This is a genomic window from Paracoccus sp. AK26 (assembly GCF_011801365.1).
Taxonomy (GTDB): Bacteria; Pseudomonadota; Alphaproteobacteria; order Rhodobacterales; family Rhodobacteraceae; genus Paracoccus; species Paracoccus aerius.
In genome coordinates this window covers 59,796-73,506 of sequence record NZ_CP041043.1, presented here as the reverse complement: position 1 = coordinate 73,506, position 13,711 = coordinate 59,796, and the positions used below count along the sequence as shown (strand labels likewise).

The window sequence follows — 13,711 nt, the reverse complement described above, 5'->3', positions numbered from 1 at the left end:
GGGCGCGGATCGCCCCGTCCGGCCGTTCCACCGGGGCAGCAAGCCCGCCATTCGAAGGACAAGCCATGACGACATCCCGTGCCCATGCGGCCACCGGCCATGCCAGCCGCTATCTGCAGCAGCTTTGCAAGCATTGGAGCCACCGCTTCGCGGTAGAGTTCGACGACCGTTCCGGGCGCATCGCATTCGGCGACGGCCAGGTCGTGACCCTGTCGGCCAGCGAGGCCGGGCTGGACGTCCAGATCGCCGACGCCACGGCCGAGGGGCTGGACCGGCTGGAGGGGGTGGTGGCCGACCACCTGCAGCGCTTCGCCTTCCGCGAGGAACTGGTCTTCGACTGGAAACGCGACGGCGCCGGGCAGGCGACCGGCTAGTCGATGATGACCACCGGGCGGCCGCGAAGATGCTCGACATGGATGGGGGTGTCGAACAGCGCGGACAGGCCGGCGCCGGTCAGCGTCTCGGACGGGGGGCCGGACCGGAACAGGCGGCCCGCCTTCAGGCAGATCACCCAGTCGGCATGGCGCACGGCCATCGCCAGGTCGTGCATCACCACCACGATCGCGCGGCCCGTGCCGGGACGCGACAGCTCGACCAGCCGGGCCATGATGTCGGACGCATAGCGCGGATCAAGGGCGGACAGCGGTTCGTCCAGCAGCATCCAGGGCGTGGATTGGGCGTGGTTCATGGCGATGAAGGCCCGCTGCCTCTGCCCGCCCGACAGGGTATCGAGGCGGCGGTCCAGCAGGTCGTCCAGATCCAGGTCCCGCATCGCCTGCGCGACGATGCGGCGGTCCGTGTCGTTGGGACGGCCCCTGTGGTGGGGCCAGCGGCCAAAGGCCACAAGGTCGGCCACCGTCAGACGGGGCAGGGCAGGCGTCACCTGCGGCAGCAACGCCAGCATCCTGGCGCGGTCCGTCGCCCGCGCCGCCGTGATGTCGGCGCCGTCGATGCTGACCTGGCCGGATGTCGGCCGGGTCAGGCCCGACAGGCAGTAAAGCAGGCTGGACTTGCCCGCGCCGTTGGGGCCGATCACCGCCGTCAGGCCTTGCGGCGGGATCCGGGCGCTGATGTCGTGGAGGATCGTCTTGCCGTCGATGGCCAGGCCAAGGTTCGTTACCCGTATCATGCCGTCCGCCTTTTAAGGACCATCACCAGAAACACCAGCCCACCCAGGGATTCGACAATGGCGGGCAGGGTGGATTGCAGGCCCAGCAGCCTTTCGAACAGGAACTGCCCGACGATCAGGATCAGCGCGCCCGTCAGCGCCGCCCCAGGGATCAGCACCGCGTGGCGCCAGTGCGGCAGCGCGGCCGCCGCAAGGCTTGCGGCCAGAAGGCCCAGGAAGGTCACCGGCCCCGCCACGGCGGTCGAGGTCGCGACCAGCATCGCCACCACCGCAAGCGCCGCCATCGTCAGCCGCTCGTGATCGACCCCCAGCGACCGCGCGCCGTCCCGGCCCAGAAGCACGACGTCCAGCACGGGCGAAAGGCGCCAGGCCAGAAGCAGGGCCAGGATCAGGATGGGCGCCGCAAAGGCCACCTGGACCGGGTCAACCGAATTGAAGCTGGCGAAGGTGGCGGCCTGGGCCAGGGCGAACTCGGTCGGGTCAAGCAGCCGCTGCACGAAGCCTGTCAGGCCGCGCATCAGCACGCCCAGGATCACCCCGGTCAGGACCAGCCGGGTCATGTCCGACGATCCGGCCCGCAGCACGCTGGCGAACAGGGCGATAGCGACGGCGCACAGGCACAGGATCTCCACCAGGAACTTCGGGAAGGCGGGAAGGGCGGCATAGCCCACGCCGCCAAGGCCAAGCACCAGCAGGGTCTGGATCAGCACGAACAGCGAATCGAAGCCGACGATGCCGGGGGTCAGCAGGCGGTTCGCGGTGATGGTCTGGAAGATCACCGTGGCCGCACCGACCGAGGCGCCCACCATGGCAAGCGCGGCCAGCCTTGTCGCGCGCAGCGACAGGATGAAGCCGTAGGGGCCTTGCAGCCCCCAGGCCAGATAGACGGCCGCGGCGCCCGCGCAGGCCGCGGCGAGGATTAGCAGGGACCGGTCAGCCATGGCGGCGCGGCGCCTTGCCGGGGGCATAAAGCAGCCACAGGAACAGGACCGCCCCCGCGACGGCGAAAATCGTGCCCGCCGGTATCTCGTAGGGCCAGCGGATGACGCGGCCAAGGACATCGGACGCCAGCACCGCCCCGCCGCCCGCCGCCGCGATCATCGGCAGATTGGCGCGCAGGTTGTCGCCCCGCCAGCGGGACACGAGGTTGGGAACGATCAGCCCCACGAAAGGCAGCACCCCCACCGTGACCACCACCGCCGCAACGATCACCGCCACCACGACCAGCCCCGACAAAAGCGTCCCGCGATAGTCGAGGCCAAGGCTCCGGGCGCGGTCCTCGCCCAGGCTCAGCATCGTGATCCGGTCGGCGATGGCATAAAGCAGCGCCGCAAGCCCCGCGATCAGCCACAGCAGCTCATAGCGGCCCTGCAGGATGCCCGAGAACTCTCCCAGTTGCCAACTGGACAGAAGCTGCATCAGGTCGGTCGTCCAGCCGATCCAGGTGACGGCCGATCCCAGGATGCCGCCATAGACCAGCCCCACCAGCGGCAGCAGGATCGGATCCTCGCGCGGGATGTGCCGCGCCAGCAGCAGAAAGCCCGCCGTCCCTGCAAGCGCCGCGACCGAGGCCACGATCATCTTGCCCAGCAGCGGCGTGCCGGGCGCGATCAGCGTCACCGCCAGCAGACCCGCCATCGCGGATTCGGGGGTGCCGGTCAGGCCGGGCTCGACCAGGCGGTTCTGCACCGCCATCTGCACCACGGCCCCGGCAAGCGCCAGTCCCGCGCCCGCCAGAAGCGCCGCGGCCGTGCGCGGCATCCTGCTGGCCAGGAACAGCTGCCCCCCGTCGGCCCCCGACAGATCGCCCGCGCCGATCCCGAGGCTTGCCGCCACGAGAACCCCAAGTGCCAGCCCCGCGGCGGTCCATCCCCTCATCAGGCGCCGGCATCCGCGAAGGATTGGCGCAGCTGTTCCAGGGTCAGCATCAGCGACTGGACCCCGCCCGCGGCCAGATACATGGCCGCGCCGTCCAGATACAGGATCTGGCCGGCCTTTCCGGCCTTGGTGCCCGCGACAAGGGGATTGTCCAGCGTCGCCGCGGCCGCTTCGCCGCCCTGGCCGATGGCCGCGCCCCGGTCGATCACCAGCAGCCAGTCCGGGTCGGCCTTGGCCAGGAACTCGAAGGACACAGCTTCGCCGTGATTGCCTTCGCGAAGATCGGGAACCGCCTGGGGCAGGTCCAGCCGGTCGTGCAGCCAGCCAAAGCGCGACCCGGCGCCATAGGCCGAAATCTTGGTGCCGCTGACCAGCAGGATCAGGGCGTTCCCCTTGCCCCCCACCGCCGTCCGCGTTTCATCAAGCGCCGCATCAAGGTCGTCCTTCAGGTCCCGTGCCTGTTCGGCGCGGTCGAAGATGGCGCCATAGGCGTCCAGCCGGGCCTTGGCTTCCTCGACAAGATCCTCGGCCCCGACCGTCATGTCCAGCGTCGGCGCGATCCGCGACAGCGCCGCCACCTGCGGCTGCGACCGGCCGCCCGCGACGATCAGGTCCGGGGCCATGACGGCCAGGGCCTCGAAATCCGGCTCGAACAGGGTGCCGACGGTGGGCACGCCCTCAACGGCTTTGGCAAGATAGGCGGGAGGCGTCATGTCGGGACGACCCGCCACCGGCACGCCAAGCGCGGCCAGGCTGTCGAGTGCCGCCAAATCCAGGGCCACGACGGTTTCCGGCGCGACCGGCGCCGCAACCTCGCCGACTGCCGTCCGGACCGTTACGGTTTCGGTCACGATGTCCGCCAAGGCGCTTGCCGGAACGGCCAGGGCAAGGGCAAGTATCAGGTTCTTCACGACGCTGCCTTTCAAGATGCGGGCACGGCGCTGACGACAAGCCTCGCCGCCGGCCGGGATTGGCAAGTAAAAGACTCGGGAAATGCGGGAATGCAAGGGGGTGCGGCGGCAGGCGCTGCCAACCTGCTGTAATTGCCTTGTTAAATCCCTTCCAAGGTCATGATTGTCCTAGGTTTTGAAGTCCATTGGCAGGGGCTGAACGTCCCGTCCGGTTCGTTTGGGCCACCCACATGCTTAACTGACATGTCAATTCTGATTTGGAACCCGTCTTACCATGCCAGACGAAGGTTCATCTCGGCGGACCCGTCAGGCCATCCGTTCCAGCAGGTCGCTTGCCACGTCCAGGCGGTCCTCGGGGCCGGGGTGGTGCAGCGTCAGGCGGCGATCTTCGATCGCGACGCCGTCCAGGTCCAGGGCCAGGGGCGCGCGGTCTTCCATGTCCACCCCGTCGCGGAAGCACAGCGCCACCCCTTCGGGGCCGAGGCTGAGGGTCTCGACACCCAGCACCGCGCCAAGCGCGCGCAGGCCTGCCGCGCGCAGCAGCGTGACGGTGGGTTCCGGCAGGGGGCCGAAGCGGTCCGCGATCTCGTCCGCAAGGCGCGCGACCTCGGCCGCGTCCGAGGCGCGGGCGATGCGATGATACAGGTCCAGCCGGTTCTCCGGTTCGGGGACATAATCCGCGGGGATGTGGCCCGGTTCGCCCGGCACCTGCGGCGGAGGCGGAACCTCGGCCAGCCCCTTTGCGCGCCGCAGGGCCTGCGCCAGCATCTGCTGGTAAAGCCCCAGCCCCACCCGCTGCACATGGCCCGCCTGCCGTTCCCCCAGCAGGTCGCCCGAACCGCGCCGGTCGAGATCGGCCGCGCTGATGGCCATTCCCGCGCCCAGCCGGTCCATGGCCTGCAGGGTTCCCAGGCGTTTCTGCGCATCCTCGGACAGGTCCTCGCCCTCCGCCGTCAGAAGGTGGCAATAGGCCTGCACCGGGCCGCGCCCCACCCGGCCGCGCAACTGGTGCAACTGTGCCAGGCCGAACAGCGCCGGGCGCAGGATCACCATGCTGTTGGCCCGCGCCACGTCCAGCCCGCTTTCGATGATCCCGGTCGCCAGAAGGACATCGCCATCGCCCCCGGCGAAGCCCACCATCACCTCGTCGATCTCTCGCGCCGAAAGGCTGCCATGGGCGACGCGCAGCCGCAGGGCGGGCAGCAGGCGTTCAAGGCGTTCGGCCACGGGCGCGATATCCTCGACCCGCGGCACGACCACGAAGCTTTGCCCGCCGCGGCGGTGTTCGCGTAGCAGGGCCTGGCGCAGCGTTGCATCCCCGTCATCGGCCAGCAGGGTGCGGATCGGGCGGCGGCGGGCAGGGGGCGTGTGGAGGATGCTGAGATCCTGCAACCCGACAAGGGCCGTCTGCAAGGTCCGGGGGATGGGGGTCGCGCTCATCGACAGGACGTGCAGGCCCTGGCCCAGGTCGCGCAGCTTTTCCTTCTGGGCGGCGCCGAAGCGCTGTTCCTCGTCGATGACCAGCAGGCCCAGATCGGCAAAGGTCACGCCCTTGCCCAGCAGGGCATGGGTGCCGACGGCAATGCGGACCGAACCGTCGGCCAATCCCTCGCGGACCGCTGCGGCGGGCTTGCCCGTCACAAGGCGCGACAGGTGGCCCACGGTGATCCCGAAGGGGGCGAAGCGGCGGCGGAAGGTATCGTAATGCTGCCGCGCCAGCACGGTGGTCGGGGCGCAGACCGCCACCTGCCGGCCGCCAAGCGCGGCCGCCGCTGCCGCGCGCAGGGCGATCTCCGTCTTGCCGAAGCCGACGTCGCCGATCACCAGCCGGTCCATCGGGCGTCCCGATGCCATATCGGCCAGCACCGCGCGCACCGCCGCCGCCTGGTCGGGGGTGGGCTGGAATGGAAAGCGCGCGATGAAGCGTTCATAGTCGCGGGCAGGGGGCACCAGTTCCGGTGCCTTCGCCGCATCCCGTTCGCGGGCAAGTGCCACAAGCTGATCGGCCAGCCGGTCCAGGGCATCGGCCGTGGCCTGGCGGCGCCGGGGCCAGGCCGTGCCGCGCAGGCGGTCCAGCTTGACCCCCGCATCGCCGCTGCCATAGCGCCAGATCCGGCCCGCGTCATGGGTCGGCACCATCAGCCGTTCGTCGCGGGCAAAGGTCAGGCGGATCGCCTCGGTGCCGGGATCGGACGCGTCCAGCGGCTCCAGCCCTTCGAGCCGCGCAAGGCCGTGGTCCTGGTGGACGACGATATCGCCCAGTTCCAGCCCGGCCGAGGGCAGCGCCTGCAGCGAGGCCTGGCGGGGGCTTGATCCGGCGCGGCTGCCCAGCAGATCCTGGGCGGTGACAAGGGCCACGTCGGGGGCGACCGCGCCTTCGGCCAGATCGGCCAGAAGGATGGCACGGTCCCGACCGAGGGCTTCGGCCCAGGTGGCGGCCCGCGCGGGCGGTTCGCCCGCGGCCTGCGCTACCATCCGGCTGATGCGCGCCCGTTCCGATTCGGATCCGGCGACAAACACCACGGGCCGTCCCGCCACGGCGTCGCTAACCAGATACTGGGCCAGCCGTGCGCGCGGCCGGGCGGCGGCGGCAAAGGCGGGAACGGAGGTCCAGTCGCCGGGGTCAGGCGCCTGGATGCGGGGGGCCAGATCCGCCCATTCCGACGCCCCCACATACAGGGCATCGACGGGCAGGGGATGGCCCCCGTCGGCCTCGGCCTCGGCGCGGGCTTCTTCAAGGCGGGCGAGCCGCCGTTCCGCCAGGGCCAGGGTCGCGGGCAGGGCGATGATCCGGGCATCACCCATGTGGTCGGGCAGGGTCGCCAGGGATTGCCAGGCCTTGGGCAGGCGATGTTCCGCCCCGCGTTCGGCCGGATCCTCGGCCGGTGGCAGTTCCGTCACAGGGACGATCTCCAGCCGGTCGACCTCTCCGGTGGACCGCTGGGTCACGGGATCGAAGCAGCGCAGCGCGGTCACGACGCCGTCTGACAGTTCGATCCGGCAGGGCAGGGCGTTGCCGGCGGCGAAAATCTCGACCGTGCCGCCGCGGATGGCGATTTCGCCCGGCTCGTCGATGCGGTCGTCGGCGGTGTATCCCGCGCGCCGTGCAAAGGCCTCAAGGGCTGCCGTGTCCAGGGGATTGCCCGTCCCGATGGACAGGCTACGCAGGGCGTCATGCGGCGGCAGGCGTTGCAGAAGCACCGAAAGCGGCGCCACGACGATGTCGCCCGCCTGCGGATCCTGCAACTGGTGCAGGACGGCCATGCGGCGGCCCATCGCATCGGGCGTGGGCGAGGCGCTGTCGAAGGGCAGGCAATCCCAGGGCGGCATGAACAGGACCCGGCGGTCGGGCAGCACGCGCCCCAGGAAGGCGGCCAGCGCCTCGGCTGTCCGTTCGTCGCGGGCCACGTGCAGGATGCGGTCGGCGGGGCCTGCCTCGCGCAGAAGGGTCAGCGCCTCGACGGAGGGGGGGAGGGGGTCAGACATCTGCACCTCTGATCGCCGATTGGGTCAGGGGATCTGCCCGCGTCGTCGGATCAATTCGGCGGCCCCGGCATCGGTTCCGGCCGGCAACCTGCGGCCTAGTTCGCGGCCTTGGGGCCGGGCGCGGTCGACCGGCGCACGACGATCTCGACCGGCAGGGTGGTCAGCGTTTCGGCCGGGGGCTTGCCCGACAGGCTGGACAGCAGGCGCTGCGCCGCGATGCGGCCAAGGCGGCGGCGATCCTGCCGGATCGTGGTCAAGGGCGGGCGGGAATAGGCTGCAAGCGCAATGTCGTCGAAGCCCACGACCGACACGTCCTGGGGGACGCGGACGCCCAGTTCCGACAGGCCGGAAATGCAGCCGATCGCAAGCTGGTCCGAACTGCACAGGATCGCCGTGGGCCGGGACGGCATCCGCATCAGGTCGCCCGCCGCGCGAAAGCCGTCGCGAATCTCGAAGCTGCCGCCGGCGATGCGCGAGGGGGGAAGGGTCAGCCCCGCCTGACGCAAGGCCTCCTCGGCGCCTTCGCGCCGTTCCTCGGTCAGGATGTTGCCCGCGGGCCCCGTCAGCAGCGCGAAGTCGCGGTGGCCCAGCCCGACCAGGTGCTGCACGGCCAGGGCCATGCCCGCGCGGTTGTCGCTGCGCACGGCCGGGAAGCCGCGTCCTTCGGGCCATTCGCAGGCGAAGACCACGCGGCCCGCCACATCGGGCGCGGCCAGTTCGTCCAGGATATCGGGCGGCAGCGCCCCATCCAGGCAGATCAGCCCGTCGGCCCTTGCCGCCTGAAGATGCGTGACGGGGGATTGCCGCCGTTCCTGCTGGGACAGGGTATCGGTGACCAGCAGATCCAGGCCAGCAGGGGTCAGGCCATCCTGGATCCCTGCGATGATTTCCGAAAAGAACGGGTTGCCCAGGTTCGGCACAAGGGCAAGCACCGCGTCCGCCCGCCTGACGCGCAGGGATCGGGCGAAGGAGTTCACGCGATAGTCGTGTTCCTGGACCACCGCCATCACCTGCGCGCGCGTTTCGGGCGACACCCGCGCGGGCTGCGACAAGGCGCGGCTGACGGTCGCGGTCGAGACCCCCGCCAGCCGAGCAATGTCCTTGATCCCAATGGCCATGATTTCCTGCCGCGTACCGCTTTTGTAATGGATTACATTTTTTGTTGACGGGATGGCAATGGCTATGAGATGAATTTGGTAGCAATCGTTTACATCGGCCTGGGAGAGGCTGAACCGATGCTGCCGGCGCCATGCTGCGCCGGACAAACGGGAGGATGACAATGCAGAACATTTCGATGCGCCGCCTGCTGGCGGGCGCTGCACTGACAATTTTGCCCTTTGGCGCGATGGCTGCCGACCTGGAGGTGACCCATTGGTGGACCTCGGGCGGCGAGGCCGCCGCCGTGCAGGAACTGGCCCGCATCTTCGAAGAACAGACCGAGCATAGCTGGGTCGACGGCGCCATCGCCGGATCGGGTTCGACCGCGCGGCCGATCATGGTGTCGCGCATCATCGGCGGCGATCCGATGGGCGCCACGCAGTTCAACCACGGCCTGCAAGCGCAGGAACTGGTCGAGGCCGGGCTGATGCAGGACCTGACCGAAGTGGCCGAGGCGAACGGCTGGCGCGACTCGATCAACCCGGTCTCGCTGCTGGACGCCTGCACCTTCGAGGGCCGCGTGTATTGCGCGCCCTTGAACATCCATTCGCCGCAATGGATGTGGACCTCGCTGGCCGCCTTTGAAAAGGCGGGGATCGAGCCTGCGACCAACTGGGAAGAACTGAAGGCGGCCGCCCCCGCGCTGCGCGAGGCGGGCATCCTGCCCCTGGCGCAGGGGATGCAGGGCTGGCAGACGGCGCTGCTGCTTTACGCGATGATCTCGGGGATCGGCGGGGCCGACTTCTACAACCAGGTCTTCGCCGAGCGGAACGAGGACGCGCTGAACAGCGACACGCTGAAGAACATCTTCGCCGAATATGCCATTGCCCGCGACCTGGCCTCGGGCGGCAATCTCAGCGACTGGAACATGGCCACCAACCGCATCATCGAGGGCACGGCCGCGGCCCAGGTCATGGGGGACTGGGCGCAGGGCGAGTTCGCCTTGGCCGGCAAGATCGCGGGCACGGATTACGGCTGCCATATCGGCCTTGGGGGCGAACCCGTCATCGCCACGGGCGGCGACGCGATCTATTTCCCGGTGAACGACGACGAGGCCGTGACCGAGGCGCAGCGCGCTCTGGCCCAGGTGATCCTGTCCGAAGAAGCGCAGGTCGCCTTCAACGCCGCCAAGGGTTCGCTGCCGGTGCGCGGCGACATCGACCTGGCCGAAGTGAACGAATGCACCCAGGCCGGGCTGGAAACGCTGAAGGCCGGCAACACCATCCCGACCATCGACCTGGTGATGTCGTCGGATTCGCGCGGCCAGATCGAGGATCTGACGGCCGAGTTCTTCGGATCAAGCCTCAGCGCCGAGGACGCGCACGCGCGCTTTGTCCAGATCGTCCAGTCGGAAATGTGATGCATCGCGGTCCGGCCTGCCCTGGGCCGGACCCCCGCCCTTGACCGGAGGTACCTGCGATGGCCCATTCCGGCCCTCCCATCCGACTGTTCCAGAACTGGCCCGCCAAGCTGGCCGCGACCCCGATGATCCTGACGGCCCTGGTGGTCTTCATCGGCTGCTCGCTCTGGACGGTGGTCTATTCCTTCACCAATTCGCGCCTGCTGCCCCGGCTGGATTTCGTGGGCCTGGCGCAATACGAGCGGCTGTGGTCCACGCCCCGCTGGCAGGTGTCCATCGAGAACCTGGCGATCTATGGCATCCTGGCACTGGTGCTGACGCTGGCCATCGGCTTTCTGCTGGCCGTGCTTCTGGACCAGAAGATCCGGTTCGAGGACGGGTTCCGCACCATCATCCTGTTCCCCTATGCCCTCAGCTTCATCGTCACGGGCGTCGTCTGGCAGTGGATCCTGAACCCCGACTTCGGGTTGCAGCACATCATCCGCGGCATGGGCTTTTCCGGCTTCACCTTCGATCCGCTGAACAATCCCGATCTGGTCATCGTGGCGCTTCTGGCGGCGGGCATCTGGCAGGGCGCGGGCCTGACCACGGTCATCATGCTGGCCGGACTGCGCGGCATCGACGAGGATGTCTGGAAGGCCAGCCGGGTGGACGGCATCCCCGCCTGGAAGACCTATCTGTTCATCATCCTGCCGATGATGAAGCCGGTCTTCGCAACCTGCATCGTGCTGATCTCGGCCGGGATCATCAAGCTTTACGACCTTGTCGTCGCGCTGACGCGCGGGGGGCCGGGCATCGCGTCCGAAGTGCCCGCGAAATACGTCTATGACTACATGTTCGGCAACCAGAACCTGGGGCAGGGCTTCGCGGCCTCGACCATGATGCTGGCCGCGGTGCTGGCGATCATCATCCCCTTCGCGCTGTTCCGCATGGGAAGGAAACGCCATGTCTGACGCGGCATATCCCGCGGCCGCCGGTGCCCGGTCCCGCAGCGCCGCCCCGCGCGGCAGGCTGCTGGACGGACCGGCAGGCCTTGCCCCCACGCGCCGCCTGTCGGGCAAGCGCATCATGATCTATGGCGGGCTTCTGATCTTTTCGGCCTATTACCTGCTGCCGCTGTGGGTGATGGTCATGACCTCGCTGAAGGGGATGCCCGAGATCCGCATGGGCAACATCTTCGCCCCACCGGTCGAGATCACCTTCGAACCCTGGGTCAAGGCCTGGTCCGAGGCCTGCACCGGGCTGAACTGCGACGGGCTGTCGCGCGGCTTCTGGAACTCAGTCGCGATCGTCATACCGGCGACGATCCTGTCGATCGCGGTGGCGGCGGTGAACGGATACGCCCTGGTCAACTGGCGCTTCAAGGGGTCCGAGGTGTTCTTCACCATCCTGATCTTCGGCGCCTTCATCCCATACCAGGTGATGATCTATCCGATCGTCATCATCCTGCGCGAAATCGGGCTGATGGGGTCGGTCTGGGGCCTGGTGCTGGTCCATGTGGTCTTCGGGATGCCGATCATCACGCTTCTGTTCCGCAACTACTTCTCCTCGCTGCCGCCGGAACTGTTCAAGGCCGCGCGGGTGGACGGCGCGGGCTTCTGGGGCATCTTCCTGCGCGTGCTGGTGCCGATGTCGCTGCCAATCTTCACGGTGGCGGTGATCCTGCAGGTCACGGGGATCTGGAACGACTTCCTGTTCGGCGTGATCTATACCCGGCCCGAAAGCTATCCGATGACGGTGCAGTTGAACAACATCGTCAACTCGGTCCAGGGCGTGCGCGAATACAACGTCAACATGGCCGCGACCCTGCTGACCGGCCTTGTTCCGCTGACGATCTACTTCCTCTCTGGCAAACTTTTCGTCCGCGGCATCGCCGCAGGCGCCGTGAAAGGCTGACCCATGGCACAAGCACTCCGCGCCGAAACCCGATCCGAACTGGACGGCATCTCCGTCTCGATCCGCGACCTCAGCCTGTCCTATGGCGCGGTCGAGGTTCTGGGCGACCTGAACCTGGACGTTAACGACGGCGAGTTCCTGGTGCTGCTGGGCGCCTCGGGCTGCGGCAAGTCAACGCTGCTGAACTGCATCGCCGGCCTGCAACCGGCGACCGAGGGCCAGATCTTCATCTCGGGGAAGAACGTCACCTGGGCGGAACCCTCGGAACGCGGCATCGGCATGGTGTTCCAGTCCTATGCGCTCTACCCGCAGATGACGGTCGAGGGGAACCTGTCCTTCGGCCTGAAGAACGCCCGGGTGCCCAAGGGCGAGATCGCGCGCCGCATCGCGCGCGCCGCGTCAACGCTGCAGCTTGAACCGCTGCTGAAGCGCAAGCCCGCCGCCCTGTCGGGCGGTCAGCGCCAGCGGGTGGCCATCGGCCGCGCCCTGGTGCGCGACGTGGACGTGTTCCTGTTCGACGAGCCCTTGTCGAACCTGGACGCCAAGCTGCGGGCCGAGTTGCGCGTGGAACTGAAGCGGCTGCACCAGAGCCTTGGCAACACCATGATCTATGTCACCCATGACCAGATCGAGGCGATGACCCTGGCCGACCGCATCGCCATCATGCGCGGCGGCAAGATCCAGCAGCTTGCCACCCCCGACGACATCTATCGCCGGCCCGCGAATCTTTACGTGGCGGGCTTCATCGGGTCGCCGCCCATGAACCTCTTGCCGGGGCGGCTGGATGGCAGCACCTTCCGCGGCCCGCTGGTGGCCGACGTGACGGGCTATGACTTCACCACCCGCCCGCGTGGCGGCGATATCGTGCTGGGCATCCGCCCCGAACATGTCCGCACCGGCGAGGCGGCCGCCGCCCTGCCCATCCAGGCCCAGGCCCTTGTCGAGGTGGTCGAGCCGATGGGCGCCGACACCCTGGTCTGGACGCGGCTTGGCGAAACCCCCTTCCGCGTCCGCCTGGACGGCGAGGACCGCGTGCGCGCGGGCCAGATGCTGTCCATCGGCTTCGACCCCGCCAGCCTGTCGCTGTTCGACGCCGCGACCGAGACGCGGCTCTGAGACTTTCCCACGGAGAAGATGATGAAACTGTCCCTGCAACTCTATTCGGCCCGCTTCGCCACGCCCTATGCTGACGTGATCCGCCGTCTCGGCGCGCTTGGCTATGACGCGGCCGAGGGCTATGGCGGCGTCTTCGACGACCTGCCCGCCATCGCCGAGGCCCTGTCCGCCGCGGGCATGACCATGCCCTCGCTGCATGTCTCGCTGGACCTGATCGAGGAAAACCCCGACCGCGTGGCCCAGATCGCGAACCAGGTCGGCGCCACGATGATCTTCGCCCCCCATATCGGCCCCGACCAGCGTCCCGCGGATGCCGCAGGATGGCAGGCCTTCGCCGCCCGCCTTGCCGCCGCGCATGGGGCGATGGCCCAACGCGGCCTGACCTTCGGCTGGCACAACCACGACTTCGAGTTCCACGCCCTGCCCGACGGCCGGACGCCCATGCAGATCATCCTGGACGAGGCGCCGATGATCGACTGGGAAGCCGACATCGCCTGGATCGTGCGCGGCGGCGGCGACCCGCTGGACTGGATCGCCCAATACGGCCCGCGCATCACCGCCGCCCATTTCAAGGACATCGCGCCTGCGGGCGAGAAGACCGACGAGGACGGCTGGGCTGATCCCGGCACCGGCACGATGGACTGGCCCGCGCTCCTGGATGCCCTGCGCGCCCAGGCCCGCGTCGAGGTTCTGGTGGCCGAACATGACAAGCCCTCGGATTTCGACCGTTTTGCGACCCAGGCCGCGAAGGCCTGGCAGACCCTGAAAGGCTGAACC

Annotated in this window: 12 protein-coding genes; 6 read left to right on the top strand and 6 right to left on the bottom strand. The window is 68.7% G+C overall.

From position 1 onward, the window contains the following. Positions 1-65 precede the first annotated feature (65 nt). Complete coding sequence (locus tag FIU66_RS14670; protein ID WP_167623658.1) at positions 66-374, top strand: DUF2218 domain-containing protein; 309 nt, start codon at positions 66-68, stop codon at positions 372-374. Here the strand turns inward: FIU66_RS14670 and FIU66_RS14665 are convergent. The 6 genes from FIU66_RS14665 to FIU66_RS14640 all read right to left on the bottom strand — a co-directional run bounded on the left by FIU66_RS14665 (position 371) and on the right by FIU66_RS14640 (position 8,522). Further along, on the bottom strand, positions 371-1,129 hold the full coding sequence (locus FIU66_RS14665) for an ATP-binding cassette domain-containing protein (protein WP_167623657.1): 759 nt from the start codon (positions 1,127-1,129) through the stop codon (positions 371-373). The two genes, FIU66_RS14670 and FIU66_RS14665, sit on opposite strands and share 4 nt — an antisense overlap. Then, a complete protein-coding gene (locus tag FIU66_RS14660; RefSeq protein WP_167623656.1) occupies positions 1,126-2,070 on the bottom strand; it encodes an iron chelate uptake ABC transporter family permease subunit in 945 nt (314 codons plus the stop codon). The genes FIU66_RS14665 and FIU66_RS14660 overlap by 4 nt, the downstream gene beginning before the upstream one ends. After that, a complete protein-coding gene (locus FIU66_RS14655) occupies positions 2,063-3,007 on the bottom strand; it encodes an iron chelate uptake ABC transporter family permease subunit (protein ID WP_167623655.1) in 945 nt (314 codons plus the stop codon). Before FIU66_RS14655 ends, FIU66_RS14660 begins: the two co-directional genes overlap by 8 nt. Continuing rightward, positions 3,007-3,918: a siderophore ABC transporter substrate-binding protein gene (locus FIU66_RS14650; RefSeq protein ID WP_167623654.1), complete on the bottom strand. Its 912-nt coding sequence runs from the start codon at positions 3,916-3,918 to the stop codon at positions 3,007-3,009. The genes FIU66_RS14655 and FIU66_RS14650 overlap by 1 nt, the downstream gene beginning before the upstream one ends. Positions 3,919-4,224: 306 nt before the next feature. Next, a complete protein-coding gene (locus FIU66_RS14645) occupies positions 4,225-7,404 on the bottom strand; it encodes a DEAD/DEAH box helicase (protein ID WP_167623653.1) in 3,180 nt (1,059 codons plus the stop codon). A gap of 95 nt (positions 7,405-7,499) precedes the next feature. Further along, positions 7,500-8,522: a LacI family DNA-binding transcriptional regulator gene (locus FIU66_RS14640; protein WP_167623652.1), complete on the bottom strand. Its 1,023-nt coding sequence runs from the start codon at positions 8,520-8,522 to the stop codon at positions 7,500-7,502. Positions 8,523-8,683: 161 nt separating this feature from the next. Here FIU66_RS14640 and FIU66_RS14635 point away from each other — a divergent pair, with 161 nt between their 5' ends. Genes FIU66_RS14635 through FIU66_RS14615 form a run of 5 tightly spaced genes read left to right on the top strand, consistent with a single transcriptional unit; the run spans position 8,684 to position 13,708 of the window. Beyond that, entirely contained in the window at positions 8,684-9,922 is a 1,239-nt protein-coding gene (locus FIU66_RS14635; protein WP_167623651.1) for an ABC transporter substrate-binding protein, read from the top strand. A gap of 59 nt (positions 9,923-9,981) precedes the next feature. Next, positions 9,982-10,875, top strand: coding sequence for a carbohydrate ABC transporter permease (locus FIU66_RS14630; RefSeq protein WP_167623650.1), 894 nt, complete (start codon positions 9,982-9,984; stop codon positions 10,873-10,875). Next, positions 10,868-11,818, top strand: coding sequence for a carbohydrate ABC transporter permease (locus FIU66_RS14625; RefSeq protein WP_167623649.1), 951 nt, complete (start codon positions 10,868-10,870; stop codon positions 11,816-11,818). The genes FIU66_RS14630 and FIU66_RS14625 overlap by 8 nt, the downstream gene beginning before the upstream one ends. A 3-nt stretch (positions 11,819-11,821) precedes the next feature. Next, complete coding sequence (locus tag FIU66_RS14620; RefSeq protein WP_167623648.1) at positions 11,822-12,934, top strand: ABC transporter ATP-binding protein; 1,113 nt, start codon at positions 11,822-11,824, stop codon at positions 12,932-12,934. A gap of 18 nt (positions 12,935-12,952) precedes the next feature. Continuing rightward, positions 12,953-13,708 carry a sugar phosphate isomerase/epimerase gene (locus FIU66_RS14615; protein WP_167623647.1) on the top strand — a complete coding sequence of 252 codons (756 nt, stop codon included), beginning with the start codon at positions 12,953-12,955 and terminating at the stop codon, positions 13,706-13,708. Positions 13,709-13,711 lie beyond the last annotated feature (3 nt).